This is a genomic window from Streptomyces sp. NPDC020845, assembly GCF_044334165.1.
Lineage (GTDB): Bacteria > Actinomycetota > Actinomycetes > Streptomycetales > Streptomycetaceae > Streptomyces.
The window spans coordinates 165,994-191,533 of record NZ_JBIRSJ010000013.1 but is presented as its reverse complement, the minus strand read 5'-3'; the positions used below and the strand labels follow the sequence as shown (position 1 = coordinate 191,533).

At 73.1% G+C, this 25,540-nt stretch carries 24 protein-coding genes; 19 read left to right on the top strand and 5 right to left on the bottom strand.

The window, feature by feature from the left end:
• Positions 1-19 precede the first annotated feature (19 nt).
• The 12 genes from ACH4U7_RS33325 (at position 20) to ACH4U7_RS33270 (ending at position 11,664) form a co-directional block, all read left to right on the top strand.
• Positions 20-1,237 carry a SchA/CurD-like domain-containing protein gene (locus ACH4U7_RS33325; RefSeq protein ID WP_398531493.1) on the top strand — a complete coding sequence of 406 codons (1,218 nt, stop codon included), beginning with the start codon at positions 20-22 and terminating at the stop codon, positions 1,235-1,237.
• An 84-nt stretch (positions 1,238-1,321) separates the two neighbouring features.
• Positions 1,322-1,729: a cupin domain-containing protein gene (locus ACH4U7_RS33320; protein ID WP_398531492.1), complete on the top strand. Its 408-nt coding sequence runs from the start codon at positions 1,322-1,324 to the stop codon at positions 1,727-1,729.
• Complete coding sequence (locus ACH4U7_RS33315; protein ID WP_398531491.1) at positions 1,726-3,000, top strand: beta-ketoacyl-[acyl-carrier-protein] synthase family protein; 1,275 nt, start codon at positions 1,726-1,728, stop codon at positions 2,998-3,000. The genes ACH4U7_RS33320 and ACH4U7_RS33315 overlap by 4 nt, the downstream gene beginning before the upstream one ends.
• A gap of 118 nt (positions 3,001-3,118) precedes the next feature.
• The gene (locus ACH4U7_RS33310) at positions 3,119-4,369 is read left to right on the top strand and encodes a ketosynthase chain-length factor (protein WP_398531490.1); all 1,251 of its coding nucleotides are present in this window, start codon (positions 3,119-3,121) and stop codon (positions 4,367-4,369) included.
• On the top strand, positions 4,369-4,626 hold the full coding sequence (locus ACH4U7_RS33305; protein ID WP_353590510.1) for an acyl carrier protein: 258 nt from the start codon (positions 4,369-4,371) through the stop codon (positions 4,624-4,626). The genes ACH4U7_RS33310 and ACH4U7_RS33305 overlap by 1 nt, the downstream gene beginning before the upstream one ends.
• Before the next feature lies 1 nt (position 4,627).
• Positions 4,628-5,092 carry an SRPBCC family protein gene (locus tag ACH4U7_RS33300; RefSeq protein WP_089509015.1) on the top strand — a complete coding sequence of 155 codons (465 nt, stop codon included), beginning with the start codon at positions 4,628-4,630 and terminating at the stop codon, positions 5,090-5,092.
• A 2-nt stretch (positions 5,093-5,094) separates the two neighbouring features.
• Positions 5,095-5,424 carry a TcmI family type II polyketide cyclase gene (locus ACH4U7_RS33295; protein ID WP_385618509.1) on the top strand — a complete coding sequence of 110 codons (330 nt, stop codon included), beginning with the start codon at positions 5,095-5,097 and terminating at the stop codon, positions 5,422-5,424.
• 59 nt (positions 5,425-5,483) lie between these two features.
• Entirely contained in the window at positions 5,484-8,129 is a 2,646-nt protein-coding gene (gene accD / locus ACH4U7_RS33290) for an acetyl-CoA carboxylase, carboxyltransferase subunit beta (RefSeq protein WP_398531489.1), read from the top strand.
• Positions 8,126-8,743: an acetyl-CoA carboxylase biotin carboxyl carrier protein gene (locus ACH4U7_RS33285; protein WP_398531488.1), complete on the top strand. Its 618-nt coding sequence runs from the start codon at positions 8,126-8,128 to the stop codon at positions 8,741-8,743. Before accD ends, ACH4U7_RS33285 begins: the two co-directional genes overlap by 4 nt.
• A 5-nt stretch (positions 8,744-8,748) precedes the next feature.
• A complete protein-coding gene (locus tag ACH4U7_RS33280) occupies positions 8,749-10,227 on the top strand; it encodes an acetyl/propionyl/methylcrotonyl-CoA carboxylase subunit alpha (RefSeq protein ID WP_398531487.1) in 1,479 nt (492 codons plus the stop codon).
• A 69-nt stretch (positions 10,228-10,296) separates the two neighbouring features.
• Entirely contained in the window at positions 10,297-10,872 is a 576-nt protein-coding gene (locus tag ACH4U7_RS33275) for a hypothetical protein (RefSeq protein WP_398531486.1), read from the top strand.
• A gap of 120 nt (positions 10,873-10,992) precedes the next feature.
• On the top strand, positions 10,993-11,664 hold the full coding sequence (locus ACH4U7_RS33270) for a class F sortase (protein ID WP_398531485.1): 672 nt from the start codon (positions 10,993-10,995) through the stop codon (positions 11,662-11,664).
• A gap of 84 nt (positions 11,665-11,748) precedes the next feature.
• On the opposite strand, the gene ACH4U7_RS33265 is transcribed toward ACH4U7_RS33270, so the two are convergent.
• The 4 genes from ACH4U7_RS33265 to ACH4U7_RS33250 form a co-directional block, all read right to left on the bottom strand.
• Positions 11,749-12,891 (bottom strand): methyltransferase, encoded by a 1,143-nt coding sequence (locus ACH4U7_RS33265; RefSeq protein ID WP_398531484.1) that lies wholly within the window; start codon positions 12,889-12,891, stop codon positions 11,749-11,751.
• Positions 12,888-13,961: a nitrous oxide reductase family maturation protein NosD gene (locus ACH4U7_RS33260; protein ID WP_398531483.1), complete on the bottom strand. Its 1,074-nt coding sequence runs from the start codon at positions 13,959-13,961 to the stop codon at positions 12,888-12,890. The genes ACH4U7_RS33265 and ACH4U7_RS33260 overlap by 4 nt, the downstream gene beginning before the upstream one ends.
• A 125-nt stretch (positions 13,962-14,086) precedes the next feature.
• Positions 14,087-15,043, bottom strand: coding sequence for an MBL fold metallo-hydrolase (locus tag ACH4U7_RS33255; protein WP_398531638.1), 957 nt, complete (start codon positions 15,041-15,043; stop codon positions 14,087-14,089).
• A gap of 443 nt (positions 15,044-15,486) precedes the next feature.
• The gene (locus ACH4U7_RS33250) at positions 15,487-16,746 is read right to left on the bottom strand and encodes an aminotransferase class I/II-fold pyridoxal phosphate-dependent enzyme (RefSeq protein ID WP_398531482.1); all 1,260 of its coding nucleotides are present in this window, start codon (positions 16,744-16,746) and stop codon (positions 15,487-15,489) included.
• A gap of 153 nt (positions 16,747-16,899) precedes the next feature.
• On the opposite strand from ACH4U7_RS33250, the gene ACH4U7_RS33245 reads away from it, so the two are divergent.
• A complete protein-coding gene (locus ACH4U7_RS33245) occupies positions 16,900-17,514 on the top strand; it encodes a hemerythrin domain-containing protein (RefSeq protein WP_398531481.1) in 615 nt (204 codons plus the stop codon).
• On the opposite strand, the gene ACH4U7_RS33240 is transcribed toward ACH4U7_RS33245, so the two are convergent.
• Positions 17,426-18,229, bottom strand: coding sequence for an ANTAR domain-containing response regulator (locus ACH4U7_RS33240; protein WP_398531480.1), 804 nt, complete (start codon positions 18,227-18,229; stop codon positions 17,426-17,428). The two genes, ACH4U7_RS33245 and ACH4U7_RS33240, sit on opposite strands and share 89 nt — an antisense overlap.
• A gap of 147 nt (positions 18,230-18,376) precedes the next feature.
• Here ACH4U7_RS33240 and ACH4U7_RS33235 point away from each other — a divergent pair, with 147 nt between their 5' ends.
• The 6 genes from ACH4U7_RS33235 (at position 18,377) to ACH4U7_RS33210 (ending at position 25,537) form a co-directional block, all read left to right on the top strand.
• A complete protein-coding gene (locus tag ACH4U7_RS33235) occupies positions 18,377-19,723 on the top strand; it encodes a PAS domain-containing protein (protein WP_398531479.1) in 1,347 nt (448 codons plus the stop codon).
• A 190-nt stretch (positions 19,724-19,913) separates the two neighbouring features.
• A complete protein-coding gene (locus ACH4U7_RS33230; protein ID WP_398531478.1) occupies positions 19,914-20,879 on the top strand; it encodes a TIGR03557 family F420-dependent LLM class oxidoreductase in 966 nt (321 codons plus the stop codon).
• A 23-nt stretch (positions 20,880-20,902) separates the two neighbouring features.
• The gene (locus ACH4U7_RS33225; RefSeq protein WP_398531477.1) at positions 20,903-22,723 is read left to right on the top strand and encodes a thiamine pyrophosphate-requiring protein; all 1,821 of its coding nucleotides are present in this window, start codon (positions 20,903-20,905) and stop codon (positions 22,721-22,723) included.
• A 20-nt stretch (positions 22,724-22,743) separates the two neighbouring features.
• Entirely contained in the window at positions 22,744-23,247 is a 504-nt protein-coding gene (locus tag ACH4U7_RS33220) for a hypothetical protein (protein ID WP_398531476.1), read from the top strand.
• Positions 23,248-23,258: 11 nt separating this feature from the next.
• Positions 23,259-23,855 (top strand): gluconate 2-dehydrogenase subunit 3 family protein, encoded by a 597-nt coding sequence (locus ACH4U7_RS33215; RefSeq protein WP_398531475.1) that lies wholly within the window; start codon positions 23,259-23,261, stop codon positions 23,853-23,855.
• Positions 23,852-25,537 (top strand): GMC family oxidoreductase, encoded by a 1,686-nt coding sequence (locus ACH4U7_RS33210; RefSeq protein ID WP_398531474.1) that lies wholly within the window; start codon positions 23,852-23,854, stop codon positions 25,535-25,537. Before ACH4U7_RS33215 ends, ACH4U7_RS33210 begins: the two co-directional genes overlap by 4 nt.
• The last annotated feature ends 3 nt before the right edge of the window (positions 25,538-25,540 follow it).

Here is a 25,540-nt window from a genome sequence, read left to right as displayed (position 1 = left end):
CGGAGGAGGAGTGGAACATATGAGCACCCTGCCCAAGACTTCGCGGCCCGCGAAGTCCGCGACGACGACCGAGCCCCCGCCTCGGCCTTCCACGCTCACCGACGCCCGGCTGCGTGTGGTGTTGCTGGTGTCGGTCCACGCGGGCGCCGAAGAGCGTTTCTTGCATGCCTACGAGCAGTTGTCCCAGCAGGTGGCCGCGGTCCCGGGCCACATCAGCGACCAGTTGTGCCAGTCGATCGAGAACCCCTCGCAGTGGCTGATCACCAGCGAGTGGGAGAGCGCTCCGCCGTTTCTGAGCTGGGTGGAGAGCCCCGAGCACCGCGAGATGGTCAAGCCCCTCCACGGATGTGTGGAGGACACCCGGTCGCTGCGGTTCAGCGTGTTGCGGGAGACCTTCTCGGCCAAGGAGGCGGCCGGCCGCCGCGCCGCGCCCCCCGTACAGCTGGCCCCGCGGGTCGGCGACGGCCTGGTGCGGCACGCCCTGACCTTCACCGTCAAGCCCGGCAGCTCGCGATGCGTGGCCAAGATCCTGGCCGACTACGCCGCGCCCGAGGCCCGCGTGGACGAGAACACCCGGCTGTGCCGCACCTCGCTGTTCATGAGCGGCAACCGTGTCGTACGGGCGGTCGAGGTCAAGGGCGATCTGGTGGCGGCGCTGCGCCATGTGGCCAGGCAGCCGGAGGTCCGTGCGGTCGAGGAGGCCATCAACCCGCATCTGGAGGAGGACCGCGACCTGGACGACCCGGAGGCCGCACGGGACTTCTTCATGCGGGCGGCGCTGCCCGTGGTGCACCACCTGACGGCGGACCCCAGCCGCCCGCCGAACCTCCGGCGCCACATGCTGCTCTACCCGGTCAAGGAGGGCTGCGGCCCGGCGGTGGCCAGTCTGCTGGCCCGTCAGGACGACCTGGCGGTGACCAAGCCGAAGGCGGCGATGGCGTCCGACGGCGGCGAGGGGCAGCACACGATCGTGAGCAGCACGGTCTTCCAGCGCGACGACATCGTCGTGCGCATGGTGGACATGGACGTACCGCTCGACCGTGATCTCGCGGTGGCGGCCGGGGTCAGCGGGCCGCGCGCGGCCGCGGTGCTGGGCCGGCTCCTCGACGCCCGGCTCCTCGACGCGGGGGCCAACGGCAAGAAGAAGATCGATCTGTCGAGCGAGGCCGGGCTGCGGCGCTTCCTCACCGACTGCGACATGGAACCGGTCACCGACCGCCGCGCGGCGGATTACTGACACTCCCCCTCCCAAGCCCGTACCCGCCAACCCTCACCCATTCTCCGTCGTGTGCGGCGGCCTCGCCGCCTTCTGGAGGCCACTATGACCACGCAGTCCCACCTCATCGTCGACCTGTCCGCGGTCGCCCCCAACCGCCGCCGCGGCGGCGATGTGCGCGCCATGCTCACCCCGACCACGGTGGGCGCCACGAGCGGCTTCATGGGCATGGCCGTCGTGCAGCCCGGCGAGCGCGTCACCGAGCACTACCACCCGTACTCCGAGGAGTTCGTGTACGTGGTGTGCGGTGAGCTGGAAGTGGACCTGGACGATACGGCGCATCCGCTCCATGCCGACCAGGGGCTTCTGATCCCCATCAACATGCGCCACCGGTTCCGCAACGTGGGCGACACCGAGGCCCGGATGGTCTTCCACCTCGGCCCGCTGGCCCCGCGCCCGGAGCTGGGCCATGTGGACACCGAGACCGCCGAACCCGCCGAGGCGGCGTCGTGACCCGACGGGTGGTGGTTACCGGGCTCGGTGTCGTCGCTCCCGGGGGCGTGGGCGTCCCGGCCTTCTGGGACATGCTCACCGCGGGCCGCACGGCGACCCGCGGCATCACGCTGTTCGACGCCGCGAGGTTCCGCTCGCGGATCGCCGCCGAGTGCGACTTCGACCCCGTGGCCTGCGGGCTGACGGCCGAGCAGATCGAACGCTCGGACCGGTATGTGCAGTTCGCGCTGGTGGCCGCCACCGAGGCGATGCGGGACGCGGGGATCGAGCCCGGGGGGTCCGGAGCCGAGGACCCTTGGCGGATAGGCGTGTCGATGGGTTCGGCGGTGGCCGCCTCCACCCGGCTGGAGCAGGACTACGTCAAGGTCAGCGAGTCCGGGGCGCGCTGGGACGTGGACCACCGGCGGGCGGGCCCGTATCTGCACCACGCCTTCTCGCCGAGCGCGCTGGCCTCCGGCGTGGCGGAGCTGGCGGGCGCCCACGGGCCGGTGCAGACCGTTTCGACGGGCTGTACGTCGGGTCTTGACGCGATCGGGTACGCCTTCCAGACGATCGAGGAGAACCGGGCCGATGTGTGCGTGGCGGGGGCGGCGGACACCCCGGTCACCCCGCTCACCGTGGCCTGCTTCGACTCCATCAAGGCGACCTCGACGAACAACGACGACCCGGCCCACGCCTCCCGGCCGTTCGACGCCGACCGCGACGGCTTCGTCCTCGGCGAGGGCGCGGCCGTGCTGGTCCTGGAGGAGCTGGAGCACGCCCGGGCCCGGGGGGCCCATGCGTACTGCGAGTTCAAGGGGTTCGCCACCTACGGCAACGCCTACCACATGACCGGTCTGACCCAGGAGGGCCTGGAGATGTCCGAGGCGATCAACCATGCGCTCGGCCACGCCCGCATCGACGGCACCGAGATCGACTACGTCAACGCGCACGGCTCCGGCACCAAGCAGAACGACCGGCACGAGACGGCCGCGGTGAAGCGGTCGCTGGGCGCCCATGCGTACAAGACGCCGATGAGCTCGATCAAGTCGATGGTGGGGCATTCGCTGGGGGCGATCGGCGCGATCGAGCTCGCCGCCTGCGCCCTGGCGCTGGCCCACGGCGTGGTCCCGCCGACCGCGAACTACGAGACCCCGGACCCCGAGTGCGACCTGGACTATGTCCCGCGCACCGCGCGCGCCCTGCCGCTGCGCAATGTGCTGTCGGTCGGCAGCGGGTTCGGCGGCTTCCAGTCCGCGGTGGTGCTGAGCCGGGCGGGGGGTTCGAGATGAGCGTGTCTTGGCGAGCTGCGCGGGCTGGGCTGAGGAGCCGCGCAGCGACGAAGGAGCGAGGAGTGACGAAGGAAGCCCGCGCGTGGAAGCGCGCCAAGACTGAGCGGGGAGGAGGGGCATGAGTGCCCGGGCGCCCGCCCGGGCCCGCGGGGCCGTGGTGACCGGGCTCGGGGTCATCGCGCCCAACGGCGTGGGCACCGACGCCTTCTGGAAGGCGACCCGGGAAGGGATCAGCTTCCTGGACCGGCTCACCCGCGAGGGCAGCGAGAACTTCCCGGTGCGGGTCGCGGGCCAGATCCGCGGCTTCGATCCGGCCACGATGATCGAGGAGCGGCTGCTGGTCCAGACCGACCGCTTCACCCATATCGCGCTGGCCGCCGCCGACCTCGCGCTGGAGGACTCGCGGCTGCCGGTCGACGACCTGTCGCCGTTCGCCGTGGGCGTGGTCACCGCGGCCGGTTCCGGTGGCGGCGAGTTCGGCCAGCGCGAGCTGCAGCAGCTGTACGGCAAGGGCCCGCGCCATGTGGGCCCGTTCCAGTCCATCGCCTGGTTCTACGCGGCCAGCACCGGCCAGGTCTCCATCCGCGGCGGCTTCAAGGGGCCGTGTGGTGTGGTGGCGGACGACGAGGCCGGCGGACTGGACGCGCTGGCGCACGCACGGCGGTCGATCCGACACGGGGCGGACGCGATCGTCGCGGGCGCCACCGAGGCGGGGCTCGCCCCGTACTCGATGGTGTGCCAGCTGGGGTGGCGGGAGCTCAGCCGGGCCCGTGAGGCGGGCCGGGCGTATCTGCCGTTCACCACCGACGCATGCGGCTTCGTACCCGGCGAGGGCGGGGCCATGTTCGTCGTGGAGGAGGAGGGGGCGGCCCGGCGCCGCGGGGTGCCGATCCGCGGGTTCATCAGCGGCTACGGGGCGACCTTCACCGGGGCGTCCCGGTGGGAGGAGTCCCGGGAGGGGCTGGCCCGCGCGATCCGCGTGGCGCTGGACGACGCGCAGTGCGCGCCCGAGGAGATCGACGTGGTGTTCGCGGACGCGCTCGGCGTGCCGGAGGCGGACCGGGCCGAGGCGCTGGCGATCGCCGACGCGCTGGGCCCGCACGGCACCCGCGTCCCGGTGACCGCGCCCAAGACCGGCTTCGGCCGGGCGCACTGCGCGGCTCCCACGCTGGACGTGGCGGCCGCGGTGCTCGCCATGGAGCACCGCATGGTGCCGCCCACGCCGTATGTCACCGACGTCTGCCATGAGCTCGACCTGGTCACCCGCAGTCCCCGGCCCGCCGAGCCGCGGTGTGCGCTGGTGCTCAGCCGGGGGCTCATGGGCTACAACGCGGCGCTCGTGCTCCGCGGCCCGGAAGGAGATATGTGATGTCCCGTCAATTCACCCACCAGGAGTTGGCCGCGCTCATGAAGAAGTGCGCCGGCCTGACCGTCGACCCGGCCGCCCTCGCGGGGTCGCCGGAGATGACCTTCACCGAGTTCGGGCTCGACTCGCTCGGGCTGCTCGCCATCGTCGGCGAGTTGGAGAACCACTACGGCACCCCGATCGAACCGGGTGCCGAGAGCTGCAAGACCCCCAATGACTTCATCGACGTCATCAACGCCTCAATCACCGCAGGAGCATGAGATGCCCGGGCACACCGACAACGAGATCACCATCGCGGCACCGATGGACCTGGTGTGGGACATGACCAACGACATCGAGAACTGGCCTGACCTGTTCAGCGAGTACGCCTCGGTCGAGGTGCTGCGGCGGGAGGGTGACACCACCACCTTCCGGCTGACCATGCACCCCGACGAGAACGGCAAGGTCTGGAGCTGGGTGTCCGAGCGCGAGACCGCCCGCGATGTGCACACCGTATGGGCGCGCCGGGTCGAGACCGGCCCGTTCGCCTTCATGAACATCCGCTGGGAGTACGACGAGACGCCCAAGGGCACCCGGATGCGCTGGACCCAGGACTTCGAGATGAGACCCGACGCGCCGATCGACGACGCGGGGATGACGGACCTCATCAACCGCAACTCCAAGATCCAGATGGAGCTCATCCGGGAGAAGATCGAACAGCGCGCCCGCGCCACGGTGGAGGCCTGACGATGTACCGCACCATGATCGTCGCCAAGATGAACCGGGACGCGGGGCCCGACATCGCCAAGGTCTTCGCCCACTCCGACCGGGGTGAACTGCCCGGGCTGATCGGGGTCACCGGGCGCAGCCTGTTCCAGTTCGGCGATGTGTATCTGCATCTGATCGAGGCCGAGCAGCCGCCGGCCGACCAGGTCGCCCGGTACGCCAAGCACCCCGAGTTCCGTGACGTCAGCGCCCGGCTCCAGCCGTTTGTGCAGGCGTACGACCCGGAGACGTGGCGCGAGCCCAAGGACGCCATGGCGCATGAGTTCTACCGCTGGGAGCGCGACCGCGCCTGAGCAAGGCACGCCTGGACAAGGCCGGAAGGGGCCGGAAGGGACCGGAAGGGAGCACCACTGTGGTCGCGGACTGGGTGCGCTGCGAGCGCTGCGCCGACCTGATCTACGGCAAGAGGTTCGCGCGCACCCTGCGCGTATGCCCGGACTGCGGCTGGCACAGCCCGCTGACCGCACGGCAGCGGCTGGACCAACTGCTCGACGCCGACTCCGCGGCGCCGGTCGGCGAGGTGCAGCCGCTGCACGATCCGCTGGAGTTCGCCGACACCCGGCCGTACGCGGAGCGGCTGGCGGACGCGCGGGCGAAGACGGGCCTCAAGGAGGCGGTGATCTGCGCCCTGGGCCGGATCGACGACCAGCCCGTGGTCGTGGCGGCCATGGACTTCCGGTTCCTCGGCGGCAGCCTGGGCTGCGGCGTGGGCGCGCTGATCTGCGAGGCGGCCCGGACCAGCCTCGCCCGGCGCGTCCCGCTGCTGCTGATCACCGCCTCCGGCGGGGCCCGGATGCAGGAGGGCGCGCTGGCCCTGATGCAGATGGCCAAGACCGCGCAGGCGATGGCCGAACTCGACGAGGCCGGGATCCTGACGGTCTCGCTCATCACCGATCCGACGTACGGGGGCGTGGCGGCGTCCTACGCCACCCTCGCCGATGTCATCCTCGCCGAACCCGGCGCGCGGCTCGGCTTCGCCGGGCCCAGGGTCATCGAGCAGACGACCCGGGAGCGGCTGCCGGAGGGTTTCCAGACCGCGGAGTTCCTGATGGAACACGGCATGGTCGACGACATCATCCCCCGCTCCGCCCTGCGCCCCACCCTGGCCCGGCTGCTGGCCCTGGGCGGCTCGGGCGCGCCGGGGCCCGGAGGCCCGGCGGCCGGGACCCCAGCGCGGGGCGCCTCCGGCGGGGCGGGCGGGGCGGCGACGCTGGCCACCCACCCGGGCGCGGCCGCGCCCGACGTGTCGGGCGGGCAGCGCGCCGCGCCCCCGTACGGCGGGCCGGAGGCGCCCGCCGCCCCCCTGAGCGCGGCGGCACGCCACCCGGACGGCGGGCCGGCGGACGCACCGGCTGGGAGGCCAACCCCCGCCTCGGCCGGGGGCCGGCATGCCACCGCGTACGGGCGACCGGACGCGGCGCCGCACGACGAGCCGGAGACGGCCGCCACCACCCATCCGGGCACGCCGGTCGTCGGCCCGCACACCACCCCGATCGGGCAACCGCCAGTCGCCACAGGCACGGCCCCGCCCGACGCAGCGACCGGGCGGCGGCACGCCGCCCCGGGAGCTGGGCGGCCAACCGCGCCCACGCCCGCGTACGGGGGACCGGACACGGCGCCGCACGGCGAGCCGGACGCGGCCGCCACCACCCACCCAGGCGCGGCAGCGCACGGCCCGGCCAACGCACAGACAGGGGCGGAGCACGGCGCCCCGCGCGGCGAGCGGCAGGCCACCGCGTACGGGCAACCGCACGCGGTACCGGACGGCAGCCCGCAAGCCCCCGCCGCCCCTCTGAGCGCGGCGGCCCGCCACCCGAGCGGCGTGGAGGCGGAGCGCGCCGCCCCGGGCGGGGAGGCGGAAACCGGCCCGCACGGCGGGCAGCGGGCCGCCGAGTGCGGGCAATCGCACGCCGTGCCCGGTGCCGGGTCGCACGCGACCCCCGCCACCCACCCGAACACGACAGCCCACGGCCCCGCCGATGCGGCGGTCGACGGGCCGCGCACCACCCCGAACAGTCGCGCGGGCGCCGCCAACGCGCAGGCGGAGGCGGAGCGCGCCGCCCCGGGCGGCGGGCCGGGCGCGGCCGGTGCAGCTCGCGCCGGGGCCGCGCGGAGGGCGGTCATGCGGGAGGTTGGGGAGGTGGCGGAGCGGGACGCTTGGGAGGCGGTGCGGGGGGCTCGGCATCCTGATCGGCCGACCGTGATGGACTACATCGGCCATATCGTCGACGACTTCCACGAGTTGCACGGCGACCGGCTCGCCGAGGACTGCCCCGCCGTGGTCGGCGGTCCGGGGCGGATCGGCGGGCTGCCGGTGATGGTGATCGGGCAGCACAAGGGCGGGGCGAGCCTGGCGGAGCGGCAGGCGCACCGGTTCGGGATGCCCGCGCCCAGTGGCTACCGCAAGTCCGCGCGGCTGATGCGGATGGCGGCGAAGCTCGGCCTGCCGGTGGTGACCTTGGTGGACACGCCAGGGGCCAACCCTGGTCCGGACGCGGAGCGCGGCGGTCAGGCGCTGGCGATCGCGCAGAATCTGCGGCTGATGGCGCGGCTGCCGGTGCCCGTGGTGGCCGCGGTGGTCGGCGAGGGGGGCAGTGGCGGCGCGCTCGCGCTGGCGCTCGCCGACCGGGTGCTGATCAGCGCGGGCGGTATCTACTCGGTCATCAGCCCGGAGGGCTGCGCCGCCATCTTGTGGAAGAACCCCGAGGCGGCCCAGGCCGCCGCGGCGGCTCTGCGGCTGGACCCGAGGGAGTTGTTGCGGCTCGGGGTGGTCGACGGGGTCGTACCGGAGCCGCCGGACGGCGCCCACCGCGATCCCGCGAAGGCCGCGGCCCTGCTCGGCGACGCGCTCGTCGAGGCGCTGGGCGAGCTGGTGCCGTGGGAGACGCACCGGCTGCTGGCGGCGCGGGCGGAGCGGTTCCGCCGCTTCGGTCTTGACACGGGGGTCCCCGCCGGGTCGGCCGGCACACAGCTACACACCAAAAGAGGTGCATCGTGACAGCGGACAGCCACATCACGGACCATCGCGAGAACGGGCACCGGCCGGGCGCGGTCGTGCTGCCCCCGCATGCCACGCTGGATTCCCTGTGCCGCAGTGTGACGGAGCTGGCGAAGGCCGCGGACAAGCACCCGCGCCGGATCACGCTGCGGCACGGGCAGACATCAGTTGAGATGGAGTGGCCCGATCCGGCCGAGCACGAGCCCAAGCGCGAGCACGAGCACGCACCGCCGTCCGGGCCCGCAGCCGCTCCGCCGCAGCATCCGCAGGCGCAGGCGCATCCCCATCCGCATGCGCAGGTGGCCGTGGCGGACGGGATGCGGCCGCAGGCCGGGGGCCGGCAGGCGGGGGCCGGGCTGCGGTACATCTGCGCGTCGACGGTCGGCACCTTCTACCACGCGCCCGAGCCGGGTGCCCCGCCGTTCATCGGGGTCGGGGACATGGTCAAGCCGGGGCAGCCGGTCGGTGTGCTGGAAGTCATGAAGATGATGAGCACCATCGAATCGGACGCCGCCGGGCGGGTAGTGGAGATCCTGGTGCCCAACGCGCAGCCCGTGGAGTATCAGCAGCCCCTGATCGCGGTGGAGCCCGGGCCCGCCGCCGGGCCGGTGTGATCCGCGTGTTCTCCACCGTCCTCGTCGCCAACCGCGGCGAGATCGCGCTGCGTGTTCTGCGCGCCTGCCGGGAACTCGGCATGCGCACCGTCGCGGTGTACTCCACCGCCGACCGCGACTCGGCCGTGGTCCGGCTCGCGGACGAGGCCGTGCACATCGGTCCGCCGCAGTCGAAGGCCAGCTATCTCAGCGTCCCGGCGGTCATCGAGGCGGCGCACCGCACCGGGGCGCAGGCCATCCACCCCGGGTACGGATTCCTGTCCGAGGACCCGGACTTCGCGGAGGTGTGCGAGGACTCGGGGATCACCTTCATCGGCCCCCCTGCCTCGGTGATGCAGCGGCTCGGCGACAAGGCCGCGGCCCGCGCGCTGATGGCGGAGGCGGGACTGCCGGTGCTGCCGGGCAGTACGGGCGCGGTGGCCACGCCGGCGGAGGCCAAGGACATCGCCGGGCGGATCGGCTATCCGCTGATCCTCAAGGCGGTGGCGGGCGGTGGTGGCCGCGGTATGGCGGTGGTCCGCGAGCCGGACGCCCTGGTGCCCGCCTTCAACGAGACACGGGCCCACGCCCGCGCGGTGTTCGGCGATGAGCGCCTGTACATGGAACGGTTCGTGGAGCATGCCCGCCATGTGGAAGTGCAGGTGCTCGCGGACCGGCACGGCAAGGTGGTCCACCTCGGCGAGCGTGACTGCTCCGTACAGCGGCGCCACCAGAAGATGGTGGAGGAGGCCCCCGCGCCGAATCTGCCCCAGGAGCGGCGCACCGCGATGTGCGCGGCGGCGGTGCGGGGCGCGGCGGCGGTGGGCTATGTGGGGGCGGGCACCTTCGAGTTCGTGCTCACCCCCGACCACGAGTTCTATCTGATGGAGATCAACTGCCGGCTCCAGGTCGAGCACCCGGTCACCGAGATGGTGACCGGGATCGACATCGTCCGGGAGCAGATCCTCATCGCGGCCGGGCAGCCCCTGACGTTCGGTCAGAGCGATGTCGTACGGCGGGGCGTGGCGATCGAGTGCCGGGTCAACGCCGAGGACCCGGACCGCGGCTTCGCGCCCACACCCGGCTCGCTGACGGAGTTCGTACCGCCCGGGGGGCCTTTCGTACGGGTGGACACGCACGCCTTCCCGGGCTGGCGGGTGGGCCCGGACTACGACTCGCTGCTGGCGAAGACCGTGGCCTGGGCGCCGGACCGCGAGCAGGCGCTGGCCCGTATGGACCGGGCGCTGGGCGAGTTCCGGGTCGGTGGCGGGGGCGTACGGACGACGCTGGGGTTTCTGCGGCGGGTGCTGGCACGCCCGGAGTTCCGGTCGGCGACGCACACCACGGGGCTGATCGAAACGATGGGCCGAAAAGATGATTCATCGTCAGCCCATTCGCGCGGCGAACGAGTGAAGACCACGGCGATCTCCACTCGGAGGGCTTACAACCGGCCCGAAAGCGGGCCGCGCCAAGTGGCAGCGGGGCCCCGCGTCGCTGACGGTTGATGAGACACCTACGCGATCCCTTTATCTGGCAAATGTCAGTAATCGTGCAGGTGCCGGAAGGAATGACTCATGCGATCAACTCGCGCACTCATCGCCGGGACCGCGCTTGTCGCATCCCTGACTCTGGGCGCACCTGCCGCCGCCTTCGCCGCTGACGTCTCCGACCCGGGCGGCCACGGCGGCTACTCCAGCGGTCAGGAGTCGGAGGACTACGGCTCCGGCGGCTCCTGGAAGGAGAAGGAGAGCAAGGGCAAGGAGGAGTCCGACTTCGGCAAGGAGAAGGAAGAGGAGTCGGGCTTCGGCAAGGGCAAGGAAGAAGAGTCCGGCTACGGCAAGGAAAAGGAAGAAGAGTCCGGCTACGGCAAGGACGACTACAGCAAGGGCAGCTACGGCAGCGGCTACGGCAAGGAGAAGGAAGAAGAGTCCGGCTACGGCAAGGGCAAGGAAGAGCACGGCTGGGGCGGCAGCAGCTCGTACGGCAAGGAGCGCGAGCACGAGAAGCCGCACGGTGGTGTCCACACCGGTGGCGGCGGCATGGCCACCACCGGTGGCGGCATGGCGGCCGGCTCGGTCCTGCTCCTCGGTGGCCTCGGCGCCGGCGCCTACGCCCTGCGTCGCCGCAAGCCCACTGGGACCGCGATCTGAGCTGACCGTTTTCCGTAGCCCCGACCCCGCTGCCGTGGCCGACACCGCTTGTGGCGGTCGGCCACGGCAGCGCCACGCTCTTTGCCGGTGGGCTCTCCACCGGCCAGAAAGGCAGAATCCATGGGCAAACAGGGCGGTGCCGACAGCAACACTCGCGTCATCCGCTGGGCCGCCGCATCGGCCCTCATCGGCGTCTTCCTGATCTACAACTCGGTCGACGCGGCCTCCACACAGCCCTCGCAGAAGAAGCCCGCGATCTCCGGACCGACACTCACCCCCCGCCCCCAGACGGCCGCCCCTCAGGAGGTCCGGCTCGGGCCGGCGCTGCCGCGCTCGCCCGCCAGGCATCTGGACATCCCCTCCATCGGGGTGAGCGCACCGTTCACCGAGCTGACGCTCGACCGGTCGGGGGTGCTGATCCCGCCGCCCGCCGACAACAACAACCTGGTCGGCTGGTTCAACGGTGGCCCCTCACCGGGCGAGCGGGGCAACGCCATTGTGGCGGGGCATGTGGACACCAAGACGGGCCCGGCGGTGTTCTATCCGCTCAGCTCGCTCAAGACCGGGAGCCGGGTCACCATCACCCGCGCCGACGGGATCGTCGCGACGTTCGTCGTCGACTCGGTGGAGACGTTCAACAAGGCGAACTTCCCCGACGAGCGGGTGTACGGGCAGACCCCCGACGCGCAGCTGCGCCTGATCACCTGCGGCGGTTCGTACGACCGTGCCGTCCGCGACTACACCGCCAATGTCGTCGTGTTCGCCCACCTCGACTCCTTCCAGTGGGCCTGAGCCCGCCCTGGAGGAAGGCCGGATGGGGCCGGGCGGCCGGGTGCCCGCGTGAACATCGTCACGCGGGCACCCGGCCGTGAGTGGTCACGCGGCCACGCGGTCCGGTACGCGGCTGTCGAAAGCGTGCAGATACGGATTGACGGGGCTGATGCCGGTGACGCTCAGCCCGGCCTCCGTCATACGTGTCACCAGGCTGTCCGAAGAGTGTTTCCGGCCCCCCACGTTGAGGAGCAGAAACAGGTCCATGGCGGTGGTGAACCGCATCGAGGGGCTGTTGTCGAGAAGGTTCTCGATCACCAGCACCCGGGCGCCCGGCCGGGCCGCCGCCACCACGTTGGCCAGCGTCCTGCGGGTGGACTCGTCGTCCCACTCCAGGATGTTCTTGATGATGTACAGGTCGGCTTGTACCGGGATCTCGCGGCGGCAGTCGCCGGGCACCAGCCGGGCGCGTGAGGCCAGCGGCCCGCCGTCGCGCAGCCGCGGGTCCGCGTTCGCCACCACCTGCGGCAGGTCGAGCAGCGTGCCGCGCAGCTTCGGGTGCTTCTCCAGCAGGGACGCCACGACATGCCCCTGGCCGCCACCGATGTCCGCCACCTCCTTGGCCCCGTCGAGGTCGAGGAAGTCGGCGAGCTCCACGGCGGACTGTCTGCTGGAGGTGGTCATCGCCTTGTCGAACACGCGGGCCGAGGCAGGCGCGTCCTCGTGCAGATAGGTGAAGAAGTCCTTGCCGTGGATGTCGTTGAAGGCGATGGTGTCGGAGCGTACGGCCGTATCGAGCCGCGGCCAGGTCTCCCAGGTCCACGGCTCGGTGCACCACAGACAGATGTACTTGAGGCTGTCGGGGGCGTCCTCGCGCAGCAGCCGGGACATCTCGGTGTGCGCGATCCGGCCGTCCCCGGTCTCGGCGAACACCCCGCAGCAGGCCAGGGAGCGCAGCAGCCGGCCCAGCCGCTCGGGCTCGGCGCCCACCGCGGTCGCCAGTTCCGCGACGGTGGCGGGCCGCTCCCCCAGGGCGTCGGCGACGCCCAGGGAGGCCGCGGCCCGGACGGCCGCCGCCCGGGCCGCGCCGAAGACGAGCTCGCGCAGTTGCGGGGCGGCCTTCGACGGGACACCACCGGCGGAGGCGGTGCCGGAGCCGGAGCCGATGTGAGTGCTGGTGCCGGTGGCGGTGTTCGTGGCGGCGGGGTCGGCCCCCGCGGTGGCCGCAGCGGTCCTTATCGACGTCATGACGCCCCCTTCTCACACTTGCCGGCGGGCTCGGAGACCGTGCAGGTGTTGCCCTCGAAGGTGTTGCCGGAGCCGGCGTCACGGTCGGCGAGGTCGGCGGGCAGGTTGTTGGCCAGCACGTTGTCCTTGATGGTGTTACGGGCGTTCTTGGTGCCCACGACACTGGGGAAGAGCACGATCCCGCCGGACATCGGCGAGGCGCCCACGTTGTCCCGCACCGCGTTGCCCGTCACCCGCGTGTCCTCCACGCCGGTGAGGAGGATGCCGGTGCCCTGGATGAAGTCGAGGCGGGGGTTGGGCGGGCAGTACTTGTTGTTCTCGTAGACCTTGTTGTTGATGACCGACAGGTCCCCGGCGCGTGGCGTCCCCTCGTCGCCGACGACGAACACGCCGCCGCAGTTGCCGGTGAGGGTGTTGCCCTGGACGGTCAGGACCCGCAGACGCCGGATGCCGACCCCGACCCGGTTCCCGGTCAGCCGGTTGTCGCGGACGACCGCGCCCTTGGTGTCGATGGCCGCGCCCTCCTCGTCGACGGTGTTGGCGAGGAAGATGCCCGACTGGCCGTTGTCCTTGGAGGTGTTGATGCGGAAGGTGCCGCGGGTGGACTTCTCCTGGCCGATGCCCTGCTGACCGTTCTGCGCGGCGGTCACCTCGCGTACGTCCATCCGGTCGGTGTGCTTCCCCCAAATGCCGTTCTTGGCGAAGCCGGTGACCTTGAGCGAGCGGATCCGCACATCGGTGAGGGGCTGCTCGGCCGTACCGGTGACGCAGATACCGGTCTCGGCCTTGCCGCAGTCGTTGGCGGACGCCTTCTCGGGCGGCTTGATGACGGTCTTCTTGCCCTCCCCGCTCAGGGTCAGGTTCGAGGTGGTGATCAGTACGTTCTCCCGGTATGTACCGGCCTTGACGAGGATGGTGTCGCCGGGCTTGGCGGCCTTCACCGCGGCCTGGATCGACTCACCCGGTTTGACGACGTGCTGGGTCTTGGCGTGGGCGGTGGGCAGCGGACCGAGTTCGATGACAAGGGCGGCCGTGAGGACCGCCAGGTAGCGAAGCTGTCGAGTGCGCATGAACAGGAAGCTAGGTGGGGTGCGCACCACCTGCCACTTATGGCCACTGATGCACTAATTGCCATGACGCGTCAGAGCGCAAGCCGGGTCGCCGGTTCAGCGTGATGCGGCGTGGGTCAGCGTGTTCAGTCGTCGCGGTCGAGCACGCGCGAGCCCCCGACCGGCAGGTCCCACAGCGCCCCGCGCGGCAGCCCCGCCGCCTCCCATGCGGCGCGGACCCGCAGCAGCGGTTGCAGCGGGGGCTCGGCGGAGAGCAGAAAGGTGGACCAGTGCATGGGCATCATCACCCGCGCGCCCAGATCCCCGAACGCCCGTACGGCCTCCTCCGGATCGGTGTGCACCGGGCGGAGCATCCAGCGCGGGTCGTACGCGCCGATGGGCAGCAGCGCCAGGTCGATGCCCGGGCAGCGGCGGCCGATCTCCCCGAACCAGTGTCCGTAGCCGGTGTCGCCCGCGAAGTAGGTCCGGCTGCCGTCCGGGGCGGTGACGACCCAGCCGCCCCACAGGGAGCGGCAGGTGTCGGTCAGGGTGCGCTTGCTCCAGTGGTGGGCGGGTACGAAGTCGAACCGCACCGGCCCGTCCGGGCCCGGCAGTTCGGCCGCCTCCCACCAGTCGAGTTCGGTGACGTCGGTGAAGCGGCGCGCCCGGCACCAGGCGGCGAGCCCGGCGGGTACGAACAGGGGGGTGTCGCGCGGCAGCCGTCTGAGCGTGGGCGCGTCGAGGTGGTCGTAGTGGTTGTGGCTGATGACCACCGCGTCGATGGGCGGCAGATCCTCCCAGCGCACCCCGACCGGGGTGACCCGGGCCGGGGTGCCGAGGATCCGGCGGGACCAGACGGGGTCGGTGAGCACGGTCAGCCCGCCGGTCCGCAGCACGCAACTGGCGTGCCCCGCCCAGGTGACCGCGGTGTCGCCGGGCCCGACCGCCGGCGCCGGGCCCGGTTCGAAGGGGAGTTCGGGGATCTGCCGCAGCGCCTCGATCGGCGGGCGCAGGCTCCCCTCCCGGGCCAGCCGGGCGATCGCACGGACACCGGGCAGCGGGGAGGTGAGCCGGTGGGCGAACGACCGCGGCCAGGTGCGCAGCTCACCGCGGGGGCGCGGGGCGGCGGGGCCCCCGCCGGGCGGTCGCCCAGGCTGCGACTCCCCCGGCCGCCGGCCGGGAGGCGCCCCCTGCGGCAGCAGACGGTCTCCCCCCGCTACCGCTGGGAGGTGCCCCCTCCCGGCGGTCGCCGCAGGAGGATGACCGGGCGGAGGAGCGTACGACGAGGGATCGCCCTCGTACGGGGTGCCGCGGTCGACATGCCTCCCCCCGCTGCCGCTGGGTGATGCCCCCTGCCGCGACGAGGCGGGCGACTCCGGCGGCGCGGCGAGCCGCCGCAGCCGGCGTCGCGGGCCGGAGAAGATCTCCCGGATGGGGCCCAGCCGCGGGGTTGTCCACGGCGGTGTCCATGGCGGTGTCCACGAGGCGGGGCGCGCCCGCCCGGCGGGGCGTCGCCCGGCCGGTTGGGCCTGGTCGGCCTGGTCGGTCATGACAGTGGGCTCCCTTCGGTGCCGGTGCCGGTGCCGGTCGGCCTCGGTCCGGCCTGGGTCAGCTCGCGGAAAGCCGTGTCGAAGGCGGCCAGCGCCTCGGCCACATGCGGCACCCGCAGCGGGTCCGCGGCGGCGAGGGCGGCCAGCCGCGCCTGGTCCCCGGCGCCGAGCAGCGGCAGCGTCGACAGCCGCACCCGCAGGGTGTGCGGGGCGTCGCCGAAGCGGTGGCCGCCCGGTACGGGGCGGCGAAGCCCCCGGGTCAGCTCGCGCTCCAGCTCCACCGAGTCGGTGATGCCGCGGGCCGCGAGGTCGCCGCGCAACTCGTCGAGGTCGGCGTACAGCTGGCGGCCGGCCTGCGGCGGCCGGCACAGCGCGCCGACCGCGGTGAGCGCGCGGTAGACCGCCGCGGCCACCGCCCCGTGGGCCCGCGCCGCGGCCGCGGTGCGCTCGCGGACCGGCTCGGGCTCGTCGAGGGCGTGGGCGGCGGCCGCGGCGACGGGCGGCAGCAGCGCGGCGCGCAGCGCGTCCAGGGTGGACAGCACCCGGGCGCGCAGTTCGACGCCGCGCTCAGTGGCGGGGAACCGGGCGACCGCGGCGGGCCAGCCGGGCGGGATGAAGGCGCCCGCCAGATCGGTGAGCACCACCACGTCCTCGGGACACATCTCGGCGGGGCTGAGCAGCACCGTGCCATGGGGGTGGTGCACGGTGTCCCGCCAGGTCTCGTCGCTGACGATCAGCATCCCCTCGGCCACGGCCGCCTCGCACACCTCGTGCAGCAGCTCGGGCGGGGCGGTGGTGCCGGTCGGGTCGTCGGCGACGGACAGCAGCAGCACCCGCGGCTCACCGCCCTCCGCGCGCACCCGGCGTACGGTCTCCAGCAGCGCGAACGGGTCGGGGACGCCACCGCACTCGGCGGGCACCGGCGCATGGTAGGCGGGGCGGCCGGCGAGCCGGGCCAGCGGTGCGTACCAGGAGGCGCAGGGCCGGGTCAGCAGGACGTCACCGCCGGCCGCGGTGAGCAGGGAGAGCAGCAGCGGCTGCCCGCCGGGGGCGGCGGCGACATGCTCCGGATCGGTCCACAGGCCGCGCCGCTCCCAGTAGCCGCAGGCGGCGGTGCGCAGCGCCGGGCCGCCACCGACCGGTTCGGGGGCGGTACGGCCGGCCGCCCCGGCGAAGCGCGCGGTCAGCTCCGGGAGGACCGGCAGACCGCCGTCCTCCGGGTCCGCCGGAGTCGGGGCGGTCAGCTCCCGCTGCATTCGAAACACACCTCCGGATCGACAGAATCGCCTATCCATGCATCTGTCCCGACTTGTCCACCTTCGCAGATCGGCGGATGTGGCGGCGGAGCCGACACGTGGCCGGTGCCGTTTGCCCGGTGCGGCGGCGGGCACCCGGCCCACATGACAGGGATGCCTCAGCAACACGACGTGGTGGACCTGCTCACCGCGGACCACCGCGAGGTACAGGAACTCTTCGAGGGGTACCGGGCGAGCGCCGACCCCGGGGAGCGGCGGCTGCTGATGGAACAGATCACCGTCGAGATCGTGCGGCATTCGGTCGCCGAGGAGCAGTATCTGTACCCGGCGGTCCGCAAGGCGCTGCCCAACGGGGACGAGGTCGCCGAGCGGGAGATGGAGGAGCTGTCCGAGGCCGAGCGGATCCTGGGCGACCTGGAGCGGCTGGACACCGCGGACCGGCGGTTCGACGCGCTGGTCCGCGAGCTGTACGACGTGGTGTCCATGCACATCCGCGGCGAGGAGGACGTGATCTTCCCCGAGCTGCGCGAGCGGCTGACCCCCGAGGAGCGGATGGCCCTCGGGCTGCGGGTCGGCGAGGCCAAGTCCGCCACCCCGACCGAGCCGTGCCCCTGCGGGACCCAGGGCGGCGAAGCGCACGGCAGCGGGACACAGAATCCGTCGTCCGACGCCGGCGGGGTCAGCAAGGAGCGTCCGCTGGCCGAGCGGGTGCGGGAGTGGCTTTCCGGCTCCGGACCGACCGGTTCCGGCCCGGCCCCACAAGCCTGATCAGATCCGCCTCGATACCGCGGCCGCGGGTCCGTACGACGGTCTCGGCGAGCTCGGCCAGCTTGCGGTTGGTCCGCTGAGAGGCGCGCCGCAGCAGGTCGAAGGCGGCGTCCGCGTCGCAGCCCAGCACATGCATCACCATGCCGCATGCCTGGTCGACCACCGGGCGCGAGCGCAGCGCGGCGCCCAGCTGGTCGAGCTCGGTCAGCGCGGCGCGGTAGCGCCGGTCGCGGGCCAGGCTCTCGGTGGCGAGGTCGCCGAGCAGCCGGGTGGCTCCCCGGGCCGCCTCCTCAAGAGGGCCGGGCCGCAGCCCGTAGACGGAGATCGTGACGGTCATGCCCTCCCATACGAAGGGCAGGGTGGCGCTGGAGCGCACCCCCGCGTCCAGGGCCCTGGCCCGGTAGCCCGGCCACCTGCGGTCGCGCAGCAGATCGTCGGCGCCCGCCGGGCGGCCGGTGGCCCGGGCGGCCTGGATGGGGCCCTCGCCGGAGGAAAGCTGCACCGAGACCAGCGCGGACAGATCGGGATGGGTGGCCGCGCTCGGCTCCTCGGGGCCGAACCCGCCGAGGTCCGGGCCGAGGAGGGCGGTGGCGGTGGCTCCGCAGCTGGCGGGGGTGCACGACGCGGCCCGGTCCGCCAGCTCGGCGAGGCCACGGTCCAGCGAGGGCGCGTCGGTCCGGCAGGACCGGCTGCGAGTGGGGGCACGCTCCGGCATGGTCGGGTCCAGTCCTTTCACTGCGCGCTTCTCGGCGCCTGGTCCGGTGCTCCGTCTGCTTCATCCCGCCTCTTCGGCTGCCCACTGCGCCATGGGGGAAACGGCCTGCGGGCGACGCCCCTCGTTCGAGCGGGCTACGGTGAGCGCATGTCCGGGGCACAGGAATACGGCGCCGAACTGGCGGACTTCCGCAGCCGCGTCGCCGAACTGCAGACCGCGCGGGCCCTGCCCGCGCAGGAACGGCTCGCCGTACTGGACGCCGCTCTCATCGAGCTCCAGCATGCGGCGGAGGTGCTGTGGCCACGGTACGAGCGGCTGGCCGCGGACGACCTGGCCCGGGGCGGGGGCCGCGCCGACCCCCGCGAACAGCGGCTGCTGCGCGCCCTGTTCCAGCGGCTTCCGGTCGCGGTCGTCCTGCTGGACCGCGACTGTGTGGTGCGGCGGATGAACGCCCTGGCCGCGCGGCTGTTCCGGACCCGCCCCGGCTACGCCGCCGGGCGCCCGCTGACCGACTCGCTGCGGCCCGGCGGGCGGGCGGTGCTGCGCTCCCAGGTCGCCGCCGTCGCGCGCGGCGAGGGCGGGCGGGGCCTGGTGGTACGGCTGCCGGGGCCCGGGAGCGACGGGACGACGCTGCGGGTGACGCTCGCGGCGCTGCATCCGCCGGGCGAGCCGTACCCCGCCGTGCTGGCCGCCTTCCAGCCCACGGCCGAGGGCGCGGAGGATGCGGCGGATGCGGCGGATGCGGCGGATGCGGCGGATGCCGAGGACGCGGTGGCCACCCTGGCCGCTCCGGTCGTACCCGCCCCGGGCGGCGACCCCGTACTTGCCGAGCGCCGCGACCCAGCCCAGGGCCGCGACCCCGTCCCCGCGCAGGCCGACGCGGACGACCGGCTGTCGACGTCCCGGCCAGACCTGGACGAGGTGACCCGCCACGCCCAGCTGCTCGACCTGCTCGACGACATGGCCACCGCGTTGCTCGCCCCGCCCGCGCCCGCCGACGGCGGGCCCGAGGCCGTGCTCGGGCGGGCGGCCGCCGTGCTGCACGGCCGCTTCGCGGACTGGGTGATCGTGGACGTCATCACGGATGACGTGTCCGCGGACCCGGCGCGGCCCGGGATCGCCCGCCGGCTGGTGACGCTGGGCCCGCCGGAGGCCGTCGCGGGTGGCCGCGTGGTCCCGGTGGCCGAACAGGACCCGGCCGGCTGTCCGCTGGTGGCCGAGGCGCTGCGCGACGGGGTCGCCGCGCTGCGGGTGCGGCCCCCTGACGCGGACGCCTTCGGCCGCGACACCTCGGGCGCGCCCGTCCTGGTCCGCGAGGAGGTCACCTCGCTGCTGTGCGTACCGCTGCGCGCCTCGCCCGCGGAGCCGGTCCGGGGCGCGCTCACGCTCTTCCGTACGGGTGGGCGCGGGGCGTTCGAGATGGCGGAGGCGGGCGTGGCGGACCGGGTCTCCCGCCATATCGCCCTCGCGCTGAACCGAGCCCTGCCCCGGTAGCTCCGCAGTACATCCGCCGTACATCCGCCGTACATCCGTCGTAGATCCCCAGCAGCTCCCCCATGGCTCCGCGGTGTTTCCTTCCTCGCACCCCGGTTACCCGTCGCCCCGTGGCAGCAGGACCGTGAGTGGCGCCAGTGGCACGAGTGGCTCCAGCGCCTGACGGGCACGAGCGTTCGAGGAGGGCCCCATGACCGAGTACGGCTATTTCCTGGCCGCCGAGGAACACGGGCCCGCCGAGCTCGTCGAGCAGGCGCGGATGGCGGAACAGGCGGGCTTCTCCCATCTGTGGATCTCCGATCACTACCACCCCTGGAACAGGGCACAGGGCCAGTCCCCCTTCGTCTGGTCGGTGATCGGCGCGCTCGCCCAGGCGACCTCGCTGCCCGTGCAGACCGCGGTGACCTGCCCCACCATGCGCATCCATCCGGCGATCGTCGCGCAGGCGGCCGCCACCAGCGCGGTGCTGCTGGGCGGCCGCTTCCGGCTGGGGGTGGGCACCGGAGAGGCGCTGAACGAGCATGTGCTGGGCGACCGCTGGCCGCAGGCGGCCATCCGGCTGGAGATGCTGGAGGAGGCCGTGACGGTGATCCGCCAGCTGTTCGAGGGGCACCAGGTCAGCCACCACGGCAAGCACTACACGGTGGAGAGCGCCCGCCTGTACACGGTGCCCGAGGAGCCGGTGCCCATCGACATCGCCGCGTTCGGCTCGGCCGCCGCCGCGCTGGCCGGGCGGGTCGGCGACGGGTTCATCACGACGATCCCCGATGCCGAGCTGGTCGCGCGGTTCCGGCGCGGCAGCGGCGCGGGCGGCAACGCCAAGCCGGTCCGCGGGGGTCTGAAGGTGTGCTTCGGCCCGGACGCCGACGAAGCGCTGCGCACCGCCCACCGGCTGTGGCCGACCCAGGCGCTGCCGCGCGCGCTGCTGAACCAGTTGGTCACCCCGGCACACTTCGAGCATGTCTGCGAACTCGTCACCCCCGAGCGCGTGGCCCGGCGGGTGACCTGCGGCGACGACCCGGACGCGCATGTGACGGCGCTCAGCGCGTACGCCGACGCCGGCTTCGACACCGTCTACGTCAACCAGATCGGCCCCGAGCAGCGCGGCTTCTTCGACTTCTACCGCACGAAGGTGCTGCCGCAGCTGACCGGTTGAGCCGGTCGACAGGAGTGACCACCATGACCGAGAAAGTCGCCGACTACGTACTCGCCCGGCTGCGCGAGTGGGGCGTCCGGCATGTCTTCGGCTACCCGGGCGACGGGATCAACGGCCTGCTCGCCGCGTGGGGGCGGGCCGACAACGAGCCGCGGTTCGTACAGGCGCGGCATGAGGAGATGGCCGCCTTCGAGGCCGTCGGGTACGCCAAGTTCAGCGGGCGGCTCGGGGTCTGCACGGCGACATCGGGACCCGGCGCGATCCACCTGCTGAACGGCCTGTACGACGCGAAGCTCGACCACGCGCCGGTGGTGGCGCTGGTCGGCCAGACGTACCGCAGCGCGATGGGCGGCTCGTACCAACAGGAGGTGGACCTGCACAATCTCTTCAAGGACGTCGCGTCCGACTTCCTGGAGACGGTGACGGTCCCCGAGCAGCTGCCGAACGTGCTCGACCGGGCGATCCGCACCGCGTACGCCCGCCGCTCCCCCACCGCCGTGATCATCCCGGCGGACGTCCAGGACCTGGACTACTCCCCGCCCACCCACGACTTCAAGATGGTGCCCTCCAGCCTGGACCGCAGCGGCTGGTCGGCGGTGCCCTCCGCGAGCGCGGTGGAGCGGGCCGCGGATGTGCTCAACGCCGGTGAGCGGGTGGCGATCCTGGTCGGCCAGGGCGCGGCAGGGGCGCGGGCGGAGGTCGAGGGGACCGCCGAGCTGCTGGGCGCGGGGGTGGCCAAGGCGCTGCTCGGCCTCGATGTGCTCAGCGACGAACTGCCGTATGTCACCGGCCCCATCGGGCTGCTGGGCACCCGCCCCTCGTACGAGCTGATGCGGGACTGCGACACGCTGCTGACGATCGGCTCCAGCTTCCCGTACACCCAGTTCCTGCCGGAGTTCGGTCAGGTCCGGGCCGTGCAGATCGACCTCGATCCGCACATGATCGGCATGCGCTATCCGTACGAGGTCAACCTGGTCGGCGACGCCCGCGAGACCCTGCTGCGGCTGATGCCGCTGCTGCGGTCCCGGGAGGACCGCGCATGGCAGGACGAGATCGTCGCGGGGGTGCGGCGGTGGCGCGAGGTGATGCGGCGGCGCGCCGAGTTGACCGCCCATCCGATCAACCCCGAGTACGTCGCCCACTGCCTGGACCCGCTGCTGCCCGGGGACGCCATCCTCACCTGCGACTCGGGCTCGGTGGCCAACTGGTACGCCCGCCACCTGCGGATGCGCGGCCAGATGCGCGGCTCGCTGTCCGGCACGCTGGCCACCATGGGCTCCGGGGTCCCGTACGCGATCGGCGCGAAGTTCGCCCAACCCGACCGCCCTGTGGTGGCGCTGGTCGGGGACGGCGCGATGCAGATGAACGGCATGGCCGAGCTGATCACGGCGGCCAAGTACCGGCATGCGTGGGACGACCCCCGGCTGGTGATCGCGGTGTGGAACAACCACGATCTGAACCAGGTGACCTGGGAGATGCGGGCGATGAGCGGAGCCCCGCAGTTCCTGCCCTCGCAAGCGATCCCGGATGTGCGGTACGCGCGGTTCGCCGAGTCGCTGGGGCTGACCGGTATCCGGGTGGAGAAGCCCGAGTACGTGGAGCAGGCGTGGCACGACGCGCTGAACGCCGACGGCCCGGCGGTGGTCGAGTTCCTGACCGACCCCGATGTGCCACCGATTCCGCCGCATGCGACCTGGGAGCAACTGGAGGACACCGTCGAGTCGATCGCCAAGGGCGACGCGGACCGGACGGGCATGGTGCGCCAGGGGCTCAAGGCGAAGGTGCAGGAGTTCCTGCCGCACCGGCACCATCACAACCACCGCGGCAAGAAGAGCGAGGGGTGAGGGCCGTGAGGGCCGTGGTCATGCGTGATGTCCGGGGTGGGCCGGCGCGCCACCCGGCCGCCCGCCGCGCCGCCCGTCGCACCGCCCGTCGCACCGCCCGCCGCACCGCACGGCTCGCCCACGAGGTGCGGCACGGCCGGCTGGAGCGGTCGCTCTCGCTGCTGACCGCCGCGGGGTCGGCGATCACGGCGGCCGAGATCTTCCTGGAACACGACCGGGCCGGATTCGGCAACCGCGTGATGTGGTGGCCGGTGGCGCTCGGGCCGGTCGGCGTCGCCGCGGGCGTGGCGGGGTACGCGGACGAACGGGCCGCGCACACCGCGCTGCCGCTGGCCTCGGCCGCAATCGCGGCCAACGGTCTGCAGGGCACGTATCTGCACATCCGCGGGATCGCCGCCAAACCCGGCGGCTGGCAGATGGCCCGCTACAACATCGAGCTGGGCCCCCCGCTGTTCGCACCGCTGCTGATGTGCGTGGTGGGCGGGATCGGGCTGCTCGCGAGCGTGCTGCGGCGGGAACGGTGACGGCGCGCCGCATGAGCCGGAAGGGCGTGCTGGGCCAAGTGTCCACCTGGGACTCCGCCACGGCCGGGGTGGTGCTGGCCCGGCTCGGACCGCAGCCGCCGCTGAGCTTCTTCACCCCGGCCGAGGAAGCGGCAGCCGACCCGCTGCTGGATCTGCTGCTGGCGCGCCGGCACGACGATCCCCCGATCCCCGTGCTGCCGGTGATCGACGCCCGGCTCGCGGCCCGCGAGTTCGAGGGCTGGCGGTTCGCGGACATGCCGGAGGACGACGAGGCGTGGCGCCGCTCGCTGGCCACGCTGGACGAGGAGGTTGCCGTACGCCACGATGGCCGCACCTTCGGCGAGGTGACCCACGGCGACCGGCACCGGCTGCTGCGCCACATCCAGGACCTGGGGAGCCACGACTGGTACGGCATGCCCGCCGGGCGCGTCTGGACGCTGTGGACCCGCTACGCGTGCACCGCGTACTACGCCCACCCGTACGCCTGGGACGAGATCGGCTTCGGGGGCCCGGCCTACCCGCGCGGCTATCTGCGGCTGGGGCGCGGGGTGCGCGAGCCGTGGGAGACCGCGCCCGCGCCCCACAGGGCCGAAGAGACGGACCGATGAACGGGACGCGTTGGTGGCGCCCGGCCACCGGCACACTGCGCGAGACGCTGCGCCCCCAGGGCTCGGTGCGGGCCCGCAACGCCTCCGCCTGGCTGCCGCATGTCACCCGGCTGCGCTCGGCCATGCGGCGGTTCGAGGACGGCGACGAGGTGGACATGGTGGTCATCGGCTGCGGCGCGGGCGGTGCGACCTTCACCCAGCGGCTGGCGCACGCCGGGTGGCGGGTGGTGTGCCTGGAGGCGGGGCCGTTCTGGGATCCGGAGCACGACTGGGTGAGCGACGAGGCGGGCTCCCGCCATCTGTACTGGAACGAGCCGCGCGTCATCGGCGGCAGCCACCCCGTACCGCTGGGGGCGAACAACTCCGGGCGCGGGGTGGGCGGTTCCATGGTGCACTTCGCGGGCTACACCCCGCGCCTCCACCCCTCCGACTTCCGCACCCGTACCGAGGACGGGGTGGGCGCCGACTGGCCGATCCGGTACGAGGAGCTGCGCCCGTACTACGAGCGGCTGGAGCGGGAGCTGCCGGTGGCGGGCCAGTACTGGCCGTGGGGCGACCCGCACCCCCATCCGCACGCCCCGCACCCGGTCGGCGGCAACGGCGAGGTGATGCTGGAGGGCTGCGCGCGGCTGGGCATCCGGGCCCGGGTCGGGCCGGTGGCCATCGCCAACGGCCGGTTCGGCGACCGCCCGCACTGCGTCTACCGGGGCTTCTGTCTCCAGGGCTGCAAGGTCGACGCGAAGGCGTCACCGCTGATCACCCATGTCCCCGACGCCATCGCACACGGCGCCGAGATCCGCGACGGCGCGATGGCAACCCGCGTGGTCACGGACGGCGGCGGGCGGCGCGCGACGGGGGTGGCGTACGTACGCGGCGGCCGTGAGCGCGTCCAGCGGGCCAAGGCGGTCGCGGTGGCGGGCTACTCCATCGAGACCCCACGGCTGCTGCTGAACTCCGCGGGCCCCGGCCATCCGCACGGCCTGGCCAACGGACACGACCTGGTGGGCCGCTATGTGATGGTCCAGGGCGCCCCGCAGACCGCGGGCCGCTTCCCCGACGAGATCCGGATGTACAAGGCGCCGCCGCCCGAGGTGTCCAGCGAGGACTTCTACGAGACCGACCCGGCCGAGCCGTACCGGCGCGGCTTCTCACTTCAGACGGTGTCCCCACTGCCGATCGTCTGGGCCGAACACGTCGCCGCCCAGGGCCACTGGGGCGCCGATCTGCGCACCCGGATGCGGGACTATGTGCACTGGGCGACCCTGGGCGCGCTGTGCGAGTTTCTGCCCCAGCCCGGCAACCGGGTCACGCTCGCCGACGAGACCGACCGGCTCGGCCTGCCCGTGGCCCGCTTCGACCACAGCCGGTGCGCCAATGACGACCTGCTGATGGAGGCGGCCCGGCTGGTCATGCAGGACATCCTGCGCGCGGCCGGGGCGGGCGAGCTGATGACCGTCGAGCGCTATGCGCATCTGGTCGGCGGCTGCCGGATGGGACGCACGCCCGAGGAGGGCGTGGTGGACTCCGATCTGCGCGCCTTCGCCGTACCCAATCTGTTCATCACCGACGGCAGCGTGCTGCCGACGCAGGGCAGCGCCAACCCGGCTCTGACGATCATGGCGCTCGCGGACCGGGCGGCGGACCGGCTGACAAGAAGCCAGACTTCGAGAAGCCAGACATGAGCA